Raw genomic sequence first — 18,118 nt, 5'->3', positions numbered from 1 at the left:
GCGAAGGGGGCGGCCCCGGGAATCGGGACCGCCCCCACGCGCGCGTGGAGCGCGTCAGCGCTTGTTCGTGTAGTTCGGCGCTTCGACCGTCATCTGGATGTCGTGCGGGTGGCTCTCCTTGAGACCCGCCGAGGTGATCCGTACGAAGCGGCCCTTGGTCTCCATCTCGTCGATGGAGGCGGCGCCCACGTAACCCATCGTCTGGCGCAGGCCGCCGACGAGCTGGTGCAGCACGTTGGCCAGCGGGCCGCGGTACGCCACCTGACCCTCGATGCCCTCGGGGACGAGCTTGTCGTCCGAGGAGACCTCCGCCTGGAAGTAGCGGTCCTTCGAGTACGAACGTCCCTGGCCGCGGGACTGCATGGCACCGAGCGAGCCCATGCCGCGGTAGGACTTGAACTGCTTGCCGTTGATGAACATCAGCTCACCCGGCGACTCCTCGCAGCCCGCGAGCAGCGAGCCGAGCATCACGGTGTCGGCGCCGGCGGCCAGCGCCTTGCCGATGTCACCCGAGTACTGCAGCCCACCGTCACCGATGACCGGGACACCGGCCGCACGCGCCGCGACGGCCGCTTCGTAGATGGCGGTGACCTGCGGGACGCCGATTCCGGCGACGACGCGGGTGGTGCAGATGGAACCCGGGCCGACGCCGACCTTGACTCCGTCGACACCGGCGTCGATGAGCGCCTGGGCACCGTCGCGCGTCGCCACGTTGCCGCCGATCACGTCGACGCCCACGCCCGACTTGATCTTCGACATCCAGCTCAGGGCGTTGCTGTTGTGCCCGTGCGACGTGTCCACGATGAGGAAGTCCACGCCCGCCCCGGCCAGGGCCTGGGCGCGCTCCAGCGCCTCGGGGCTCGCGCCGACGGCGGCACCGACGAGGAGACGGCCCTCGGCGTCCTTGGCGGCGTTCGGGTACTGCTCGGCCTTCTTGAAGTCCTTGACCGTGATGAGGCCCTTGAGGATGCCCGCGTCGTCGACGAGCGGCAGCTTCTCGATCTTGTGGCGGCGCAGCAGCTCCATGGCGTCGACGCCGGAGATGCCGACCTTGCCGGTCACGAGCGGCATGGGCGTCATGACCTCGCGCACCTGACGGCTGCGGTCGTTCTCGAAGGCCATGTCGCGGTTGGTGACGATGCCGAGCAGCTTGCCCGCCGGGTCGGTCACCGGGACGCCGCTGATGCGGAACTTGGCGCACAGCGCGTCGGCCTCGCCCAGCGTGGCGTCCGGGTGCACGGTGATCGGGTCGGTGACCATGCCGGACTCGGAGCGCTTCACGAGGTCGACCTGGTTGACCTGGTCCTCGATGGACAGGTTGCGGTGGAGCACGCCCACGCCGCCCTGCCGCGCCATGGCGATGGCCATGCGGGCCTCGGTGACCTTGTCCATGGCCGCCGAGAGCAGCGGGATGTTCACACGCACATTGCGGGAGATGCGGGACGAGGTGTCGACCGCGTTCGGCAGCACTTCCGACGCGCCGGGCAGCAGCAGCACGTCGTCGTAGGTCAGCCCGAGCGTCGCGAATTTATCGGGTACCCCAGTCGAAGAACCGCCGTTTGCAGTCATGACACCTTCCCCAAATGGCCTTGATCGGTGCGGATGTCCATGCTAACGGGAACGGAGGGTGTCTCATTCCACGATCAAGATCATCGATCAGGTTTGTACGTTCATACGTCGCGAACGCACACCGAAGCCGCTCGCAGGGCGACCGGTGATCGTTACTGCTCGGCCAGGGCCCGCAAGCGGCTCAACGCGCGATGCTGCGCGACCCGCACGGCACCCGGGGACATGCCGAGCATCTGCCCGGTCTCCTCGGCCGTGAGACCGACCGCGATCCTCAGGAGCAGCAGCTCGCGCTGGTTCTCCGGGAGGTTCGCCATGAGCTTCTTGGCCCATGCGGCGTCGCTGCTGAGCAGCGCGCGCTCCTCGGGGCCGAGGGAGTCGTCGGGCCGCTCGGGCATCTCGTCCGACGGCACCGCGGTGGATCCGGGATGGCGCATCGCGGCGCGCTGCAGGTCGGCGACCTTGTGCGCGGCGATGGCGAAGACGAAGGCCTCGAAGGGGCGCCCCGTGTCCTTGTACCTCGGCAGCGCGAGCAGGACCGCGACGCACACTTCCTGCGCCAGGTCCTCCACGAAGTGCCGTGCGTCTCCGGGCAGTCGGGAGAGTCTGGTCCGGCAGTACCGCAGCGCAAGGGGATGTACATGAGCCAGCAGATCGTGCGTCGCCTGCTCGTCACCCTCGACCGCGCGAAGGACGAGGGCACCGATCACCGTCGTCTTGTCATCGCGCATCGGTCCATGGTGCCTTGGCGCCGATTGATCCGTGGCACCACGTCCGTAGTTGTGCACCGAAGCGTTATGAGCAGGTGCGCCGGAACTCATCTCGTGCGCCCTCCCCTCCCGCTCGACCGACCTGTCCCCGAGGAACTCCACCCCTCAAGGATGCGGCATCGGCGGCGAAGCAACGGCAACCGCTCCCGCGAGGGGGAGCGACGGGCGTCCGTCACCCCGCCCACCACACGGCGGGCGGGGATCGCCGTGCCCGCACGGCGGCACACCTATCGGACCAGGCCCCAGCGGAAACCGAGCGCCACGGCATGCGCGCGGTCCGAGGCGCCGAGCTTCTTGAACAACCGCCTGGCGTGGGTCTTGACCGTGTCCTCGGAGAGAAAAAGCTCACGTCCGATCTCGGCGTTGGACCGGCCGTGGCTCATGCCCTCGAGCACCTGGATCTCACGCGCGGTGAGGGTGGGCGCGGCGCCCATCTCGGCCGAACGCAGTCTGCGCGGAGCCAGCCGCCACGTCGGGTCGGCGAGCGCCTGCGTGACGGTCGCGCGCAGCTCGGCGCGCGAGGCGTCCTTGTGCAGATAGCCGCGGGCGCCGGCGGCGACCGCGAGCGCGACACCGTCCAGGTCCTCGGCCACGGTGAGCATGATGATGCGCGCACCGGGGTCGGCGGACAGCAGCCGCCGGACGGTCTCGACGCCGCCCAGACCGGGCATGCGTACGTCCATCAGAATCAGGTCCGAGCGGTCGGCGCCCCAGCGGCGGAGGACTTCCTCGCCGTTGGCCGCCGTCGTCACACGCTCGACGCCGGGCACGGTCGCAACCGCGCGGCGGAGCGCCTCTCGGGCAAGCGGGGAGTCGTCGCAGACGAGGACGGATGTCATGACTGTCCTCCGCGGCTCTCACAGCTGCTGCGCGTCACCTTGAGCCTCCAGGCTGGTACATATTCGTCACCTGTGCGGTTGACGCTCTCGGACATCTGCCCGAGCGCTTGTTCTTTCAACCGCCTCGCACTCTCAACGACGGTCACCCGAAAGAGTTACGGGGCGGTCAGCCACGTTCGGCACTCTACGTGAGGGCGCGGACACAGAGCAGGCAGCGCAAGAGACCCTCAACCTTTCATCACAACCCATGCCCCATTTAGCCCTCTTCCTTCCCTTTTGCTGGTGTCTGTGGCTAGATTTTCCAATGAGTCATATTTTCATCTCCTTAGACAGTAGATGTACGGTCGTGGGCACCGTATCCGCGCAGAACGGCTACCAGGAGACAAGCAATGGCAGATTTCTCCCGCCTTCCCGGACCGAACGCTGATCTTTGGGACTGGCAGCTCCTCGCGGCCTGCCGCGGGGTCGACAGCTCGCTCTTCTTCCACCCCGAGGGCGAGCGGGGCGCGGCACGCAGCGCGCGTGAGAACTCCGCCAAGGAGGTCTGCATGAGGTGCCCGGTACGCGCGGAGTGCGCTGCTCACGCCCTCGCGGTACGAGAGCCGTACGGCGTGTGGGGCGGCCTCACCGAGGACGAGCGCGAAGAGCTCATGGGCCGCGCGCGCAACCGCCTGGTCACCACTTCCGCACCCTCGGCGTCGGCCTCGCACGGCGGCATGATCACGCACACCTGAAGGAACGTTTCTCCAGGAACCGCTCAGCGCTCAGCGGCGCGCGCGAGGTGGTCCAGCGTGGCGGCCACCGCGGGCACCTGCGCCAGATCCGGCAGGGTGAGCGCGACGATCTCGCGCTGGACGGCAGGCTCCACCGTCACTGTGCGTGCACCTTTGGGGCGAACGGATTCGATGGCCAGTTCGGGCAGCACCGCGACCCCGAGGCCCGCGCCGACCAGACCGATCACCGCCGGATAGTCGTCGGTCGCGAAATCGATCCGGGGCACGAAACCGGCCCCTTCGCAGACCTCGACCAGCTGCCTGCGACAGCGCGGACAGCCCGCGATCCACGGCTCGTCGGCCAGTTCCCCGATGGCGACCGACTCGGCCTTGGCGAGGCGGTGCCCCTCGGGCACGAGGCCGACGAGCCGGTCGGCGAGCAGGGGGCGTACGACCAGGTCGTCCCACTCCTCTGCGGCGGACGCGCCCTCGTAGCGGAAGGCGAGTGCCACGTCGCAGTCGCCCTCGCGCAGCATCTCGACCGAGCGCGGCGGTTCGGCCTCCACGAGCGAGACCCGGGTGCCGGGATGGGCCGCGCGCAGGGCGGCCAGCGCGCTCGGCACCAGCGTCGAGCTGCCGCTGGGGAAGGAGACCAGGCGGACGCGGCCCGCCCGCAGGCCCGCGATCGCGGCGACCTCCTCCTCGGCGGCGGTCAGGCCCGCCAGGATTCCGGTGGCGTGCCGGACCAGGGTCTCGCCCGCCTGCGTCAGGCGCATCTCCCGCCCGGTGCGGATCAGCAGCGTCGTGCCCGCGGAGGCTTCGAGTGCCTTCATCTGCTGGCTCACGGCGGGCTGGGTGCAGCCGAGCTCGCGCGCGGCGGCGGAGAAGGAGCCGCTGGTGGCGACCGCACGCAGGACGCGGAGATGACGGGCCTCGATCATGGATCAAGCATAAGTGACGCTTGGGGTGATCGCCCAATAATGCGTCGACGCTTTGGGCGGGCTCGCCTAGCCTTCCGTCATGAAGCTTCTTTCCGTGAATCTGGGCCGGTTCAAGGCCGTGGACTACACCGACGCCCCCTCGGGCGGCACCGGCATCGACAAACAGCCTGCCGAAGGGGCCGTACGGGTGACGGCTCCCGGCCCCAAAGGCGTCGGCGGGAGCGGCCTCGCCGGGGACGAGGTCTGCGACACGCGGCACCACGGCGGCGACCACCAGGCGGTGTACGCCTACGCGCGCGAGGACCTCGACGCGTGGGAGCAGCTGCTCGGCCGTGCGCTGCCCCACGGCTCCTTCGGCGAGAACCTCACGACGTCCGGCCTCGACGTGAGCGGCGCGAAGATCGGCGAACGCTGGCGCGTCGGGCCCGAGTTGCTCCTGGAGGTGACGTCGGGCCGCATCCCCTGCCAGACGTTCCAGGGACATCTCGGCGAGACGAAGTGGGTCAAGCGCTTCACGCAGCGGGGCCTTCCCGGCGCCTATCTGCGGGTGATCGAACCGGGTGAGATCCGTGCCGGGGACGCGATCGCGGTCGAGCACCGGCCGGAGCACGACGTCACCGTCGCCCTCCAGTTCAAGGCGGTGATGACGGAGAAGCACCTGCTGCCGGGCCTGCTCGCCGCCGGTGAGGCGCTGCATCCCGAGGTGATCGAGGCGGCTCGTAAGTACGCGGACAAGTACGGTTCACCGACGCCGTGATCGGTGGCCCTCGGATCTCACTAGCCTGGGTCCATGACTACGGCTCTGATTACGGGATCGACCGCCGGTATCGGCGCGGCCTTCGCCCGGCGGCTCGCCGGTGACGGCCACAACCTGGTCCTGGTGGCACGGAACACCGAGCGGCTGCGGGAACAGGCGACCGAACTGCACGACCGGCACGGCATCGAGGCGGAGGTGCTCACCGCCGACCTCGCGACCGACGACGGGATCGCCGCCGTCGAGAAGCGCCTCGCGGACCGCAGGAACACCGTCGACCTCCTGGTGAACAACGCCGGGTTCGGCAACAAGGGCCAGTACCTGGAAGTGCCGATGGAGGACGAGCTGACGATGCTCAAGGTGCACTGCGAGGCGGTGCTCCGGCTGACGTCGGCGGCGGCGGAGGCGATGCGCGAGCGGGGCCGCGGGGGCGTCGTCAACGTCGCCTCGGTGGCGGCGTTCGTGCCGCGCGGGACGTACGGCGCCTCGAAGGCGTGGGTCGTGCAGTTCACGCAGGGGGCCGCCAAGGACCTGGCGGGCTCCGGGGTGCGGCTGATGGCCCTGTGCCCCGGCTTCGTACGGACCGAGTTCCACGAGCGCGCCGGGATGGGGACGTCGAACATCCCCAAGTGGATGTGGCTCGACGCGGACAAGCTGGTCGAGGCCGCGCTGTCCGACCTGGCGCGGGGCAAGACCCTGTCCATCCCGGACCCCCGCTACAAGGCGCTGATGGGCGTGGTGAAGGTGACGCCGAGGGCGCTGCTGGGCGGAGTGACGTCAAGGACGGGCAGGAAGTACGGCCCGCAGTAGACGGGCCCCGAAGGGGGCGCGGGGAACTGCGCGAGGACGGACGCCGATTCGCGGACGGCGACGACCCGCGACCCGTCAGACGCGAACCCGAAAAGGACTGAGGCCCGGCTTCCCTTGCGAGGGAAGCCGGGCCTCAGTCACCGTTCAAGCCGAGCGCAGCGGGTCAGTGCGAGTGACCGTGACCGTGGCCCGCGGCCTCGCCCTCTTCCTCGGCCGGCTTCTCGACGACCAGGGTCTCGGTCGTGAGCAGCAGGGAGGCGATGGACGCGGCGTTCTCCAGCGCGGAGCGCGTGACCTTGACCGGGTCGATGACGCCGGCCTTGACCAGGTCGCCGTACTCACCGGTGGCGGCGTTGAAGCCGAAGCCCTTGTCGAGCTCGGCGACCTTCGAGGTGATGACGTAGCCCTCGAGGCCGGCGTTCTCGGCGATCCAGCGCAGCGGCTCGACGGCGGCGCGGCGCACGACCGCGACACCGGTGGCCTCGTCGCCGGTCTTGTCGAGGTTGCCCTCGAGGACCTTCACGGCGTGGACGAGCGCCGAGCCACCACCGGAGACGATGCCCTCCTCGACCGCGGCGCGGGTCGCGGAGATGGCGTCCTCCAGACGGTGCTTCTTCTCCTTCAGCTCCACCTCGGTGGCGGCGCCGACCTTGATGACGCACACGCCGCCGGCCAGCTTCGCGAGGCGCTCCTGGAGCTTCTCGCGGTCCCAGTCGGAGTCCGTGGCCTCGATCTCGGCCTTGATCTGGTTGACGCGGCCCTCGACCTCGGAGGCGTTGCCGCCGCCGTCGACGACCGTGGTGTCGTCCTTGGTGATGGTCACGCGGCGGGCGGTGCCGAGCACGTCCAGGCCGACCTGGTCGAGCTTGAGGCCGACCTCTTCGGCGATGACGGTGCCGCCCGTGAGGGTGGCGAGGTCACCGAGCATGGCCTTGCGGCGGTCGCCGAAGCCGGGGGCCTTCACCGCGACGGCGTTGAAGGTGCCGCGGATCTTGTTCACGACCAGGGTCGACAGGGCCTCGCCCTCGACGTCCTCGGCGATGATCAGGAGCGGCTTCGAGGCGTTGGCCTGGATGACCTTCTCGAGCAGCGGCAGCAGGTCCTGGATGGACGAGATCTTGCCCTGGTGGATCAGGATGTACGGGTCGTCGAGGACGGCCTCCATACGCTCCTGGTCGGACACCATGTACGGGGACAGGTAGCCCTTGTCGAAGGCCATGCCCTCGGTGAAGTCCAGCTCGAGACCGAAGGTGTTGGACTCCTCGACGGTGATGACACCGTCCTTGCCGACCTTGTCCATCGCCTCGGCGATGAGCTCGCCGACCTGCGGGTCCTGGGCGGACAGACCGGCGACGGCCGCGATGTCGGCCTTGTCGTCGATCGGGCGCGCGGTGGCGAGGAGCTCCGCGGAGACGGCCGCGACGGCGGCGTCGATGCCCTTCTTCAGGGCGGCCGGGGAGGCGCCGGCGGCTACGTTGCGCAGGCCTTCCTTGACCAGGGCCTGGGCGAGAACGGTCGCGGTGGTGGTGCCGTCACCCGCGATGTCGTTGGTCTTGGTCGCCACCTCCTTGACGAGCTGCGCGCCGAGGTTCTCGTACGGGTCCTCGACCTCGACCTCACGGGCGATGGTGACGCCGTCGTTGGTGATGGTGGGAGCGCCGAACTTCTTGTCGATGACGACGTTGCGGCCACGGGGGCCGATCGTCACCTTGACCGTGTCGGCAAGCTTGTTGACGCCGCGCTCGAGGGCGCGACGGGCGTCCTCGTCGAACTTCAGGATCTTCGCCATGGGAGCGGTTCAGCCCTCTCGAAAAATCAGGGGGTCCGGGGGAGACCCCCGGAGACATCCAGCAAACGAACTGCGCCCCTCGCCGCCCGGCAATCAGCAGCGGGGTGACCAGGGGCGCAACTCAAAAGCAAAACTGGTGAAGCAGGTGAATTACTTCTCGACGATCGCGAGCACGTCGCGAGCCGAGAGGACGAGGTACTCGTCGCCGTTGTACTTCACCTCGGTGCCGCCGTACTTGCTGTACAGCACGACATCGCCGACCTTCACGTCGAGCGGCAGGCGCTCGCCGTTCTCGAAGCGGCCCGGGCCCACGGCGAGGACAGCACCCTCCTGGGGCTTCTCCTTCGCGGTGTCCGGAATGACCAGGCCCGAGGCCGTGGTCTGCTCGGCGTCGAGCGGCTGGACCACAATGCGGTCCTCGAGCGGCTTGATGGCAACCTTGGAGCTGGCGGTCGTCACGATCCGGTCTCCCCCTTCGGAGATCTACGGGGTTAACAGTCTGGGGTGGCGACCAGGTGGATCCGTCGTCGCGGGTGCCGGACCTGCCCGTCGCTGATTGGCACTCTCCAGTGGTGAGTGCCAAGGCCGAGACTAGGACGACGATTAGCACTCGGTCAAGCGGACTGCTAATTCGCTGACGCGGGTCTTATCTCGACGGCGACGCCGAAGGGCCCCCGCGCCCCTCGGGGCAACGCTTCTCCGCGTCAGGCGGTTCCGTCCCCGCGGGCGTGTGCCGCCCGGTTTCCGGGGCTCCCGCCGGTGGGGCGCAGCTGGGCGACGCCCCCGGTTTTCGCGGCGGCACCTTCTCCGCAGCCTTGCGGCCGAGGCGCTCGATCGGGTCCACCGACTGCGCGCACCCGGTGAGCAGCGCGGGCGCGAGCACGCCCGCCGCGACGGCCGCGGCGAGGCAGCGGCGCGCCCGCGCCCGCCCCGTCACAGGTAGTCCTCCAGCCTGGCCACCGCGTATCCCTTGTCGGTGACCGTCTTCATGACCTTGCGGACCATGTCGGGCATGGTGCCCTTCCAGTCCTCGCGCCCCCGGAAGTGCGTGAGGATGATGTCGCCGGGGTGCAGGTCCCGGTCCCACTCGCGCCACTCCATGTGGTCGGCGAAGGCCTCGGACGCCCACAGCGGCACGGCCTTGATCCCGCAGGACTTGGCGGCCCGCAGCGTGTCCGCGTTGTAGTTGCCGTACGGCGGGCGGAAGAGTTCGGGCCGCTTGCCGTAGCGCTTCTGGATGACGTCCTGCATGCCGCAGATCTCGCGGCGCTGGCCCGCGTAGGAGAGCCCCGGCATGTAGCGGTGGTTGAGGGTGTGGTTGTTCAGGACGACACCGCGCGACTGCATCTTCTTGAAGTAGCCGTAGTCCTCCTTGACCAGATAGTCGCTGAGGAACGCGGTGTACGGGATCTGCAGTTCGCTCATCATCTTGAGCAGCGCCGGGTCCTTCTCGGCGCCGTCGTCGATGGTCAGGAAGACGATCTTCTTCTTGGTCGGGATCGTCGTGAAGACGGGCGGCAGACTCGCCTGCCCCTTCACCTCGAATCCCTTGCGGGTGGTGATCCTCGGCTTCTTCGCCGGGGCGGGCGGTGCGGCCAGCGGGGGCTTGGCCAGGCCCCAGCGCTTCGCGGCGGCGGCGCGGGCGACCTGGGTGACACGGAGTTTGTGGGCGTAGGAGTCGAGGGCGCGGGCGGGCGGCGCGTCCAGGCGCTGCTGACCGGGGGCGGGGTTCGCTCCGCCGTCGGCGCCCGAGGCACAGCCGGAGGCGATCGCGGCGACGACGAGCACGGCCACCCCGGCACGCACCTGTCCCCTTGCTCGACGCCGCGCCGGACCCCGTCTCCGGCTCTTCCGTCTTGGGCCGAATTCGTCGTTTTGTCGTACTAGTTGCATGGCGCCGGATCTTTGCAGCTCACAGGCCCGATGCCGGGTCGACACCGCCACCGGGCGCGCACCATCCACCGACTGGCCCACAATGGGCCGGGTGAACGACCTCGACCGTGCTCCGACCGCCCCGACCGTCCTGGCCTCCTTCTCCGCGCTGCTCACCCCCGAGGGCCGGTCCCTGCTCGGTCTCGACGAGGTGCGGGAGGCCGATCCGGCCCGGGAGCTGGCCGTCGCGACGCGCCTGCGCCGTGAGCACCCGGCGGAGCTGGTCACGGCGGTGCTCGCGCAGGCGCGGCTGCGGCGCCGTGCGGTGGCGAAGTTCGGGGCCGAGGACGCGGGACGGATGTTCTTCACCCCTAACGGCGTCGAGCAGGCGACCCGTACGAGTGTGGCCGTGCACCGCGCCGAGAGGTTCAGGGCCCTCGGCGTACGGAGCGTGGCCGACCTCTGCTGCGGCATCGGCGGCGACGCGATCGCCCTCGCCCGGGCCGGGATCGCCGTCCTCGCCGTCGACCGTGACCCGCTGACCTGCGCGGTGGCGCGTGCGAACGCCGACGCCCTTGGCCTCGCCGACCTCGTCGAGGTGCGCGAGGCCGATGTCACCGAGGTCGACACGTCCGCGTACGACGCGGTCTTCGTGGACCCCGCGCGGCGCGGCGGCCGGGGCCGGATCTTCGACCCCGAGGCCTACTCCCCGCCGCTCTCCTGGGCAATCGAGGCCGCCCGCAAGGCCCCGCACGCGGCGCTGAAGATCGCTCCCGGCATCCCGCACGAGGCGGTGCCCGCCGATGCCGCGGCGGAGTGGATCTCGGACGGCGGGGACGTCAAGGAGGCCGTGCTGTGGTTCGGCACGGACACCCCGTCCTCGCACCGCGCGACCCTGCTGCCCTCGGGCGCCTCCCTGTGGTCCCCGCTCGACGCGATGCTGCCGGATCCCGGGGTGCGGCCGGTGGGTCGCTATCTGTACGAGCCGGACGGCGCCGTCATCCGCGCGCATCTGGTCGCGGAGGTGGCCGCGCGGGTGGAGGGCGGCCTGATCGACGAGACCATCGCGTACGTCACCTCCGACGCGCTGCACACGACGCCGTACGCCGCGGCGTACGAGATCACCGACCAGCTCCCCTTCGGCGTGAAGAAGCTGAAGGCGGTGCTGCGGGAGCGGGAGGTCGGCATCCTCACGGTGAAGAAGCGGGGCTCCGCGGTGGAGCCGGAGGAACTGCGGCGGAAGGTGAAGCCGCAGGGCAAGAACGCGGCGACGGTTTTCCTCACGCGGGTGGCGGGGTCGCCGGCGATGCTGATCGGGCAGCCGGTGGACGGTTCCTGAGAGCCGCAGCCCCGGGCACCGTTGATCACCGGCTCCGCCGAGTCCGTCCTCAGGCGCCGGACGGGCTGATTCCTTCGGCTCGCCCCAGCAGCAACTCCCTCTCCCGCCCATTCCGCGTGAGCCCCGCCGCCCGCTCGAACTCCGCACGCGCCTCCGCCGCGCGCCCGAGCCGCAGCAGCAGGTCGCCCCGCACGCTCGGCAGCAAGTGGTAGTCCCGCAGGGCGGGTTCGTCCGCGAGCGCGTCGACGAGCAGCAGCGCCTCCGCGGGACCCGAGGCCATCGACACCGCGACCGCCCGGTTCAGTTCGACCACGGGCGAGGGAGCCCGCGCGGCAAGCAAGCCGTACAGGGCGACGATCTGGGGCCAGTCCGTCTCCTCGTACGACGGCGCGTTGGCATGACAGGCGGCGATCGCGGCCTGGAGCTCGTAGGGGCCGGGGCCGCCCGTCGACGCGGCCCGCGCGCGGGCGAGCGCGGCGAAGCCCCGCCGGATCAGCGGCCGGTTCCAGTGCCGCCGGTCCTGGTCCGCGAGGAGCACCGGCTCGCCCTTCGGCCCCGTACGCGCCGCCGAACGGGACGCCTGGAGCTCCAACAGCGCGGCCAGGCCGTGCACTTCGGGCTCCCGAGGCATGAGCCCGGCCAGCACGCGCGCGAGACGCAGGGCGTCCTCACACAAGGAGGGCCGCAGCCAGTCGTCGCCCGCCGTGGCCGCGTACCCCTCGTTGAAGATGAGGTAGATGACTTCGAGCACCGACCCGAGCCGGGCCTCGCGCTCGGCCCCGTACGGCACCTCGAAGGGCACGCCCTTGGTGGCGAGGGTGCGCTTGGCGCGCACGACGCGCTGGGCCACCGTCGCCTCGGGGACCAGCATCGCGCGGGCGATCTCCGCCGTCGCGAGACCGCCGAGGAGGCGCAGGGTGAGCGCGATGCGGGCCTCGGCGGAGAGCACCGGGTGGCAGGCGGTGAAGACGAGGCGCAGGAGGTCGTCGTCGATGTCGTCGGGGTCCATGGGCTCGTCGACGTGGGGCGGCGCCGCCTCCAGGTCGCGGCCCATCTCCGCCAGCTTGCGCGCGTAGCGCTCCCTGCGGCGTACGAGGTCGATGGCGCGGCGCTTGGCGGTGGTCGTCAGCCAGGCGCCCGGGTTGTCGGGGACGCCGGTCCGCGGCCACTGTTCGAGCGCGGCGACCATGGCGTCCTGCGCCAGCTCCTCCGCGATGCCCACGTCGCGCACGATGCGGGCGACGCCCGCGATGAGCCGCGGGGACTCGATGCGGAAGACGGTCTCGATGGCGCGGTCGGAAGAGTCCGAACGAGGAGCGTCCTGGCGAGGAGCGTCCGGGCGAGGGTGCTCTGAGGAGTGGGCCGTCACGGCCACCCATCAGAGCACCCTGCGCAAGGCACCGCAAAGGGTCGACGCCGGGGGCGTCAGCCCTCGACGATCTCCCGGACCTCCGCCGTGACGGTCCAGTGCTCGTCGTGGGTCTTCAGGAACCGGCCGGCCCACTCGACCGCCTCTGCCTTGTCCTTGCACTGCGTGATGGAGTAGCCGCCGACGACCTCCTTGGCCTCGGTGAACGGACCGTCCGTGACGGAGAGTCGGCCGCCCTTCCAGTGCACCTGGGTGGTCTCGGCGCTCGGGGTGAGGCCCGCGGTCTCGAGCATCACCCCGGCCTTGGTGATCTCCTCCAGGAGTGCGCCCATGCGCTCCCCCATCTCGGGGCTCGGGCCGCCCTCGGGGGAGTTCTTCTCGTCGACGCGGATCATCGTCAGAAAGCGCGGCATGGTGGTCTCCCAACAGGTGGTGGCGAGGTTTCTCCTCGCCTCTCACCCATGCGTCGAACGGGAGACGCCCGGATCGACATCGCCGTCCAGATTCTTCGAAGAGTTTTCTTGGGCATACGTTTTCGCAGGTCGTGGCCGTTCGGGGGCGCGATGCAGCACTGCCGTGGCCACGGCCGCCGCGACCAGCAGCGCCGCGGCGACACCGAACGCCGTCGCGTACCCGTCCGCGAGCGCGCCCGGCCCCCGCCTCTCCCCCGTGACACCCGACGCCACCGTCACCAGGACTGCGAGCCCCAGCGAACCCCCCAGCTGCCGCGAGCTGTTGAGCAGCCCCGAGGCCATGCCGGTCTCCTCGGCGGCGACACCGGACGTCGCCGCCGTGCCCAGCGGCACGAAGCACATGCCGATGCCGACACTCGCCACCAGCGAGGGCCCCATGATGGACCCCAGGAAGGTGCCGCCCGGCCCCATCGTCAGGGCGAACCACCCGAACCCCACGGCACCGAGCAGCCCCCCGGTCACCAGCAGCGCCCGCTCCCCGAAACGCCCCACCTGCCGCGCCGAGATCACCGACCCGGCGACGACGCCCACACAGAACGGCAGGAACGCCGCCCCCGCCGCGGTCGATCCGTACGCCATGACTTCCTGGAGGTAGAGCGAGGTGAAGTAGAAGGCGGCGAACTGTCCCGACGACATCAGCAGCGCGAAGGCGTTCGCGGAGAGCACGGGCCGCTTCCTGAGCAGGCCGAGCCTCAGCAGCGGCTCCCGGCTGCGGGACTCGACGACGGCGAAGGCGCCGAGCAGCACCACGGCCGCACCCAGGGTGCCCAGGGTCGTGCCGGACCCCCACGCGTACGTCTCCGTGCGGACGAGGCCGAGGACGAGGGCCGCCATGCCCGCCGTGACGAGCAGCGCCCCCGTCACGTCGAGGCGCGGCGCGGCCTCCGTGCGCCGGTCGGCGGGTACTCCGTGCCGCGACAGGAGCAGTGCGGCGAGCACCACCGGGACGTTGATCAGCATCACGGAGCGCCAGCCGGCCCAGTCCGTGAGCAGCCCGCCCGCCATCACCCCGACCGCACCGCCGAGCGCCCCGGCCGCGCCCCAGAGGCCGAGCGCCCGTGAACGCGCGGGCCCGGCGGCGTAGTTGACGGTGATCAGCGCGAGCGCGACGGGGGCGAGGGCCGCCGCGCCCGCACCCTGCACGGCCCGCGCGGCGACGAGCTGCCCCGGCGTCTGGGCAAGACCGCCCACCAGGCTCGCGAGGCCGAAGACCACGAACCCGGCGACCAGGGTGCGCCGCCGCCCCACCACGTCGGCGAGGCGCCCGCCCAGCATGAGCAGGCCGCCGAAGGCGAGCGCGTAGGCGTTGACGACCCAGAGCAGCGAGTCGGCGTCGAAGCCGAGGTCGTCGCCGATGTCGGGCAGCGCGATGTTCACGACGGACATGTCGAGGGAGACCAGGAACTGCACGGTGAGCAGCACCGGCAGCAGCCAACGGGTCCCCGAGGACTTCGGGTCAGCGGTATTCACCATGCCCACGCACATTACTATACGCGTATAGAAAATAAAGGGGGAAGCTCGACGGCATGCGACGGCCGCCCGGCGCGGACGCGACAATGAGCCACGTGGAAGCAGAGAAATCAGCGCCAGAGGCAGCGAAGCCCGTCGGGGAGAAGAAGAAGCGCGGTCGCCCGAGCCGCATCGACCTCGACACGATCGTCGGCATCGCGCGCCGCATCCTCCAGGAGGAGGGCGTGGCGGCTCTGAGCATGCGCCGGGTCGCCAAGGAGGTCGGCACGACCCCGATGGCGCTCTACCACCACGTGCACGACAAGGACGAGCTCCTGATGCTCACCCTGTCCGGTACGGCCGACTCGGTCCCGCGCCCCGAACTGCCCGACGATCCGCGCGACCGGATGCTCGCGGTCGCGGTGCACATGCACGGCACGCTGGCGCGGATGCCCTGGGTGGTGGAGGTGCTCAGCCTGGGCGACCTCACCGACAAGGGCGCCCTGTGGATGGTCGAGGAGATCATCACCGCGGGCGAGGCCTGCGGCCTGACCCCGTCCGAGGCCGTCGCCGCCTACCGCACCATCTGGCACTGCGTCTACGGCGACCTGGTCTTCCGCCAGGCGATGGCCCGCCGCGCCGAGGAGCCCGAGCGCAAGCGCCACTTCCCCGACCTGCTCAACGACGCGGACGCCGACGAACTGCCCCGCATGACCGCGCTCGCCGGCCGCTGGCTGGAACTGACGGCGGAGTACGACGCGACGAAGCAACTGGGGGCGGTCATCGACGGACTCCTGGGCCGGGCACGACGCCCCTGAACCGCCCCCGGCCGGTACGAGGCGTCAGTCGATCCCCACCGACTCGAACCGCCAGCGGTGCACCGCCCGGGTCACCAACTCCGGGGCGGGCTCCGGGATTTCGGGGAGGTCGGCGTCGTACGCGGCGTCCCACCAGGTCAGGACGAGGACCCGGTCCTGCGGGGCGCGAAAGCTCTCCCGGCGGACCGGCTCGCCGTCCAGGACCTGGGCCCGCGCCCACGCGAGCAGCTCCTCGCCCCGCCCTTCGGCGGCGCGGGCCTCCCACATCAGCGCGACGGTCACGAGTACAGGTTCTCCTTGCTGACCTCGTGCACGTGGTCGTGGTCGTGGCCGTGCCCGTGCGAGTGCCCCGGCACGTGCGGCTCCGTCACCGGGAGCGAGGAGTCCGCCGAGAGGTCCCAGTCGGAGGCCGAGCGGTTGCGCGCCACCATCTCCGCGCCCAGCGCCGCCACCATCGCGCCGTTGTCCGTGCACAGCTTCGGCCGCGGCACCCGCAGCCGGATGCCGGCCGCCTCGCAGCGCTCCTGCGCCAGGGCGCGCAGCCGCGTGTTGGCGGCCACGCCACCGCCGATCATCAGGTGGTCCACGCCCTCGTCCTTGCAGGCCCGCACGGCCTTGCGGGTCAGCACGTCGACGACCGCCTCCTGGAAGGACGCCGCCACGTCACGCACGGGCACGTCCTCGCCCGCCGCCCGCTTGGCCTCGATCCAGCGCGCAACGGACGTCTTCAGACCGGAGAAGGAGAAGTCGTACGCCGCGTCGCGCGGCCCGGTGAGGCCGCGCGGGAACGCGATCGCCTTCGGGTCGCCCTCCTTCGCGTACCGGTCGATGACGGGACCGCCGGGGAAGCCCAGGTCGAGCACGCGCGCGATCTTGTCGAAGGCCTCGCCCGCCGCGTCGTCGATGGTCGCGCCGAGCGGCCGTACGTCCGAGGTGATGTCGGTGGAGAGCAGCAGCGAGGAGTGGCCGCCGGAGACGAGCAGCGCCATCGTCGGCTCGGGCAGCGCGCCGTGCTCCAGCTGGTCCACGCAGATGTGCGAGGCCAGGTGGTTCACGCCGTAGAGCGGCTTGCCGAGCGCGTACGCGTACGCCTTGGCCGCCGAGACGCCCACGAGCAACGCGCCCGCGAGGCCGGGCCCCGCGGTCACCGCGATGCCGTCCAGGTCCTTGGCCGTGACGCCCGCTTCCTTCAGCGCGCGCTCGATGGTCGGCACCATCGCCTCCAGGTGCGCGCGCGAGGCGACCTCGGGCACGACACCGCCGAACCGGGCGTGCTCGTCGACGCTGGAGGCGATGGCGTCGGCGAGCAGGGTGGTGCCGCGGACGATGCCGACGCCGGTCTCGTCACAGGAGGTCTCGATGCCGAGAACGAGAGGTTGGTCGCGCGAGTCAGCCATGGGTGTCGGATCCTTGTACGGAAGTTGATGGATCGGTCAGGCGCATGACGAGGGCGTCCACGTTGCCCGGCTGGTAGTAGCCGCGCCTGAAGCCGATGGGCTCGAAGCCGAAGCGCTCGTACAGCTTCTGCGCCCGGGTGTTGTCGACCCGCACCTCGAGCATGACCTCGGCACACTCGAAGGCGGTCGCCGCGTTCAGCAGGTCGGTCAGGAGCCGGGAGCCAAGCCCCGTGCCCCAGTGGCTCGGGGCCACCGCGATGGTCTGTACGTCGGCCTGCTCTCCGGCCGACGCCAGTCCCGCGTACCCCACGAGGCGTTCCCCGTCCGTCGCGACCACATAGCGGCGGGTGGCCGTCGGGCCGCGCGCGTGGGAGAGCTCGGACCAGAACATGCCGCGCGACCACGCGTCGTCCGGGAAGAGTTCCTTCTCCAGGACGAAGACGGGCTCGATGTCCCACCAGCGCATCTCGCGCAGGACGACTGTCGTCACGGATGTCACTTGGGGGTGACCACCTTGTAGTTCTTGGGGACCTGCGCGTCGGGCCTGCGCAGGTACAGCGGCCGGGGGGCCGGCAGTTCCTCGCCCGCGGCGAGCCTCTCGGCGGCGAGCGCGGCCAGCGAGGCCGCCGAGACGTGCTCGGGGGCGCGGGCGTCCGGGAAGGTCTCGGGGTAGAGCACCGCGCCCGCGCCGACGGCGGGCAGGCCCGCCACCTCGTCGGCGATGTCGGCGGGGCGGTCGACCGCGGCATCCGTGAGGCGGGTGCGCGGGTCCGCGTACCGCGCCCAGTAGACCTCCTTGCGGCGCGCGTCGGTGGCGACGACGAAGGGGCCGTCCTCGATGCCGGACTCGTACGCGAGGCCGTCGAGCGTGCAGACCCCGTGCACCGGCACGCCGAGCGCGAGGCCGAAGGTGTCCGCGGTCATCAGGCCGACACGCAGACCGGTGTACGGGCCGGGGCCCACGCCGACGACGATGCCGGTCAGGGCGTCGAGCCTGCGGCCCGCCTCGGCGAGCACCCGGTCGACGGCGGGGAGCAGCAGTTCGCCGTGGCGGCGGGCGTCCACCTGGCTGGAGGCTGCGACGACGGACGAGCCGTCGTGCAGCGCGACGGTGACGGCGGGGGTGGCGGTATCCAGAGCGAGCAAGAGCACGCGAATAGCCTACGGCTCCGACGCCCGGAGCACGGCCGACCGAGGATGCCGCACACCTGCTGCTAAC

The 18,118-nt window shown here is 70.9% G+C and carries 19 protein-coding genes; 5 read left to right on the top strand and 14 right to left on the bottom strand.

Translation table 11 applies throughout. The annotated features are described in order from the left end of the window. Nucleotides 1-54: 54 nt before the first annotated feature. From guaB to ACWFRU_RS14620, 3 genes are all read right to left on the bottom strand, one after another. Nucleotides 55-1,569 carry an IMP dehydrogenase gene (guaB, locus tag ACWFRU_RS14630; protein WP_453686860.1) on the bottom strand — a complete coding sequence of 505 codons (1,515 nt, stop codon included), beginning with the start codon at nucleotides 1,567-1,569 and terminating at the stop codon, nucleotides 55-57. Nucleotides 1,570-1,721: 152 nt separating this feature from the next. Beyond that, nucleotides 1,722-2,297, bottom strand: a complete 576-nt coding sequence (locus ACWFRU_RS14625) for a sigma-70 family RNA polymerase sigma factor (RefSeq protein WP_363208749.1) — start codon at nucleotides 2,295-2,297, stop codon at nucleotides 1,722-1,724. A 266-nt stretch (nucleotides 2,298-2,563) separates the two neighbouring features. Beyond that, nucleotides 2,564-3,175 (bottom strand): response regulator transcription factor, encoded by a 612-nt coding sequence (locus ACWFRU_RS14620; protein ID WP_003948568.1) that lies wholly within the window; start codon nucleotides 3,173-3,175, stop codon nucleotides 2,564-2,566. 389 nt (nucleotides 3,176-3,564) lie between these two features. Between ACWFRU_RS14620 and ACWFRU_RS14615 the strand changes: the two genes are divergently transcribed. After that, nucleotides 3,565-3,909, top strand: coding sequence for a WhiB family transcriptional regulator (locus tag ACWFRU_RS14615; RefSeq protein WP_363208748.1), 345 nt, complete (start codon nucleotides 3,565-3,567; stop codon nucleotides 3,907-3,909). Nucleotides 3,910-3,932: 23 nt separating this feature from the next. Here the strand turns inward: ACWFRU_RS14615 and ACWFRU_RS14610 are convergent, their stop codons facing one another. Continuing rightward, a complete protein-coding gene (locus ACWFRU_RS14610; protein ID WP_453686857.1) occupies nucleotides 3,933-4,829 on the bottom strand; it encodes a LysR family transcriptional regulator in 897 nt (298 codons plus the stop codon). A 79-nt stretch (nucleotides 4,830-4,908) separates the two neighbouring features. On the opposite strand from ACWFRU_RS14610, the gene ACWFRU_RS14605 reads away from it, so the two are divergent. Continuing rightward, nucleotides 4,909-5,586 (top strand): MOSC domain-containing protein, encoded by a 678-nt coding sequence (locus ACWFRU_RS14605; RefSeq protein WP_453686856.1) that lies wholly within the window; start codon nucleotides 4,909-4,911, stop codon nucleotides 5,584-5,586. Between the two features lie 33 nt (nucleotides 5,587-5,619). Beyond that, on the top strand, nucleotides 5,620-6,393 hold the full coding sequence (locus tag ACWFRU_RS14600; RefSeq protein ID WP_453686854.1) for an SDR family NAD(P)-dependent oxidoreductase: 774 nt from the start codon (nucleotides 5,620-5,622) through the stop codon (nucleotides 6,391-6,393). 163 nt (nucleotides 6,394-6,556) lie between these two features. Here the strand turns inward: ACWFRU_RS14600 and groL are convergent, their stop codons facing one another. The 3 genes from groL to ACWFRU_RS14585 all read right to left on the bottom strand — a co-directional run bounded on the left by groL (nucleotide 6,557) and on the right by ACWFRU_RS14585 (nucleotide 10,075). After that, entirely contained in the window at nucleotides 6,557-8,182 is a 1,626-nt protein-coding gene (groL, locus tag ACWFRU_RS14595; RefSeq protein WP_453686853.1) for a chaperonin GroEL, read from the bottom strand. A 150-nt stretch (nucleotides 8,183-8,332) separates the two neighbouring features. Then, nucleotides 8,333-8,641, bottom strand: coding sequence for a co-chaperone GroES (gene groES, locus ACWFRU_RS14590; protein ID WP_006347174.1), 309 nt, complete (start codon nucleotides 8,639-8,641; stop codon nucleotides 8,333-8,335). A gap of 474 nt (nucleotides 8,642-9,115) precedes the next feature. Beyond that, nucleotides 9,116-10,075: a polysaccharide deacetylase family protein gene (locus tag ACWFRU_RS14585; protein ID WP_453686851.1), complete on the bottom strand. Its 960-nt coding sequence runs from the start codon at nucleotides 10,073-10,075 to the stop codon at nucleotides 9,116-9,118. A gap of 82 nt (nucleotides 10,076-10,157) precedes the next feature. On the opposite strand from ACWFRU_RS14585, the gene ACWFRU_RS14580 reads away from it, so the two are divergent. Further along, nucleotides 10,158-11,393, top strand: coding sequence for a class I SAM-dependent methyltransferase (locus ACWFRU_RS14580; RefSeq protein ID WP_453687580.1), 1,236 nt, complete (start codon nucleotides 10,158-10,160; stop codon nucleotides 11,391-11,393). A gap of 49 nt (nucleotides 11,394-11,442) precedes the next feature. On the opposite strand, the gene ACWFRU_RS14575 is transcribed toward ACWFRU_RS14580, so the two are convergent. The 3 genes from ACWFRU_RS14575 to ACWFRU_RS14565 all read right to left on the bottom strand — a co-directional run bounded on the left by ACWFRU_RS14575 (nucleotide 11,443) and on the right by ACWFRU_RS14565 (nucleotide 14,708). Further along, entirely contained in the window at nucleotides 11,443-12,681 is a 1,239-nt protein-coding gene (locus tag ACWFRU_RS14575) for an RNA polymerase sigma factor (RefSeq protein WP_453687578.1), read from the bottom strand. 137 nt (nucleotides 12,682-12,818) lie between these two features. Then, nucleotides 12,819-13,175: a YciI family protein gene (locus ACWFRU_RS14570; RefSeq protein WP_453686849.1), complete on the bottom strand. Its 357-nt coding sequence runs from the start codon at nucleotides 13,173-13,175 to the stop codon at nucleotides 12,819-12,821. A 42-nt stretch (nucleotides 13,176-13,217) separates the two neighbouring features. Then, complete coding sequence (locus ACWFRU_RS14565) at nucleotides 13,218-14,708, bottom strand: MFS transporter (protein WP_453687576.1); 1,491 nt, start codon at nucleotides 14,706-14,708, stop codon at nucleotides 13,218-13,220. An 83-nt stretch (nucleotides 14,709-14,791) separates the two neighbouring features. On the opposite strand from ACWFRU_RS14565, the gene ACWFRU_RS14560 reads away from it, so the two are divergent. Further along, a complete protein-coding gene (locus tag ACWFRU_RS14560) occupies nucleotides 14,792-15,502 on the top strand; it encodes a TetR/AcrR family transcriptional regulator (protein WP_453687574.1) in 711 nt (236 codons plus the stop codon). A 24-nt stretch (nucleotides 15,503-15,526) separates the two neighbouring features. Here ACWFRU_RS14560 and ACWFRU_RS14555 read toward each other — a convergent pair whose 3' ends face one another. Genes ACWFRU_RS14555 through tsaB form a run of 4 tightly spaced genes read right to left on the bottom strand, consistent with a single transcriptional unit; the run spans nucleotide 15,527 to nucleotide 18,051 of the window. Next, nucleotides 15,527-15,784: a hypothetical protein gene (locus ACWFRU_RS14555; protein WP_453686847.1), complete on the bottom strand. Its 258-nt coding sequence runs from the start codon at nucleotides 15,782-15,784 to the stop codon at nucleotides 15,527-15,529. Then, nucleotides 15,781-16,899, bottom strand: a complete 1,119-nt coding sequence (gene tsaD, locus ACWFRU_RS14550) for a tRNA (adenosine(37)-N6)-threonylcarbamoyltransferase complex transferase subunit TsaD (RefSeq protein ID WP_453686845.1) — start codon at nucleotides 16,897-16,899, stop codon at nucleotides 15,781-15,783. Before tsaD ends, ACWFRU_RS14555 begins: the two co-directional genes overlap by 4 nt. Further along, on the bottom strand, nucleotides 16,892-17,365 hold the full coding sequence (gene rimI, locus ACWFRU_RS14545; RefSeq protein WP_453687572.1) for a ribosomal protein S18-alanine N-acetyltransferase: 474 nt from the start codon (nucleotides 17,363-17,365) through the stop codon (nucleotides 16,892-16,894). The genes tsaD and rimI overlap by 8 nt, the downstream gene beginning before the upstream one ends. Before the next feature lie 29 nt (nucleotides 17,366-17,394). Beyond that, nucleotides 17,395-18,051: a tRNA (adenosine(37)-N6)-threonylcarbamoyltransferase complex dimerization subunit type 1 TsaB gene (gene tsaB / locus ACWFRU_RS14540; RefSeq protein WP_453686844.1), complete on the bottom strand. Its 657-nt coding sequence runs from the start codon at nucleotides 18,049-18,051 to the stop codon at nucleotides 17,395-17,397. Between the last annotated feature and the right edge of the window lie 67 nt (nucleotides 18,052-18,118).

It is taken from the genome of Streptomyces sp. NPDC055099 (genome assembly GCF_053607685.1).
The sequence above is the reverse complement of the archived record's forward strand: the minus strand, read 5'-3'. Positions and strand labels throughout refer to the sequence as shown.

Bases quoted from the DNA above. Each gene is read 5' to 3' on its own strand.
- ACWFRU_RS14610 (WP_453686857.1), bottom strand. From the start codon at position 4,829: ATGATCGAGGCCCGTCATCTCCGCGTCCTGCGTGCGGTCGCCACCAGC.
- tsaD (WP_453686845.1), bottom strand. From the start codon at position 16,899: ATGGCTGACTCGCGCGACCAACCTCTCGTTCTCGGCATCGAGACCTCC.
- ACWFRU_RS14560 (WP_453687574.1), top strand. From the start codon at position 14,792: ATGAGCCACGTGGAAGCAGAGAAATCAGCGCCAGAGGCAGCGAAGCCC.
- rimI (WP_453687572.1), bottom strand. From the start codon at position 17,365: ATGCGCTGGTGGGACATCGAGCCCGTCTTCGTCCTGGAGAAGGAACTC.
- ACWFRU_RS14570 (WP_453686849.1), bottom strand. From the start codon at position 13,175: ATGCCGCGCTTTCTGACGATGATCCGCGTCGACGAGAAGAACTCCCCC.
- ACWFRU_RS14600 (WP_453686854.1), top strand. From the start codon at position 5,620: ATGACTACGGCTCTGATTACGGGATCGACCGCCGGTATCGGCGCGGCC.
- guaB (WP_453686860.1), bottom strand. From the start codon at position 1,569: ATGACTGCAAACGGCGGTTCTTCGACTGGGGTACCCGATAAATTCGCG.
- ACWFRU_RS14605 (WP_453686856.1), top strand. From the start codon at position 4,909: ATGAAGCTTCTTTCCGTGAATCTGGGCCGGTTCAAGGCCGTGGACTAC.
- ACWFRU_RS14580 (WP_453687580.1), top strand. From the start codon at position 10,158: ATGGGCCGGGTGAACGACCTCGACCGTGCTCCGACCGCCCCGACCGTC.
- ACWFRU_RS14615 (WP_363208748.1), top strand. From the start codon at position 3,565: ATGGCAGATTTCTCCCGCCTTCCCGGACCGAACGCTGATCTTTGGGAC.
- groL (WP_453686853.1), bottom strand. From the start codon at position 8,182: ATGGCGAAGATCCTGAAGTTCGACGAGGACGCCCGTCGCGCCCTCGAG.
- ACWFRU_RS14625 (WP_363208749.1), bottom strand. From the start codon at position 2,297: ATGCGCGATGACAAGACGACGGTGATCGGTGCCCTCGTCCTTCGCGCG.
- ACWFRU_RS14585 (WP_453686851.1), bottom strand. From the start codon at position 10,075: ATGCAACTAGTACGACAAAACGACGAATTCGGCCCAAGACGGAAGAGC.
- ACWFRU_RS14565 (WP_453687576.1), bottom strand. From the start codon at position 14,708: ATGGTGAATACCGCTGACCCGAAGTCCTCGGGGACCCGTTGGCTGCTG.
- ACWFRU_RS14620 (WP_003948568.1), bottom strand. From the start codon at position 3,175: ATGACATCCGTCCTCGTCTGCGACGACTCCCCGCTTGCCCGAGAGGCG.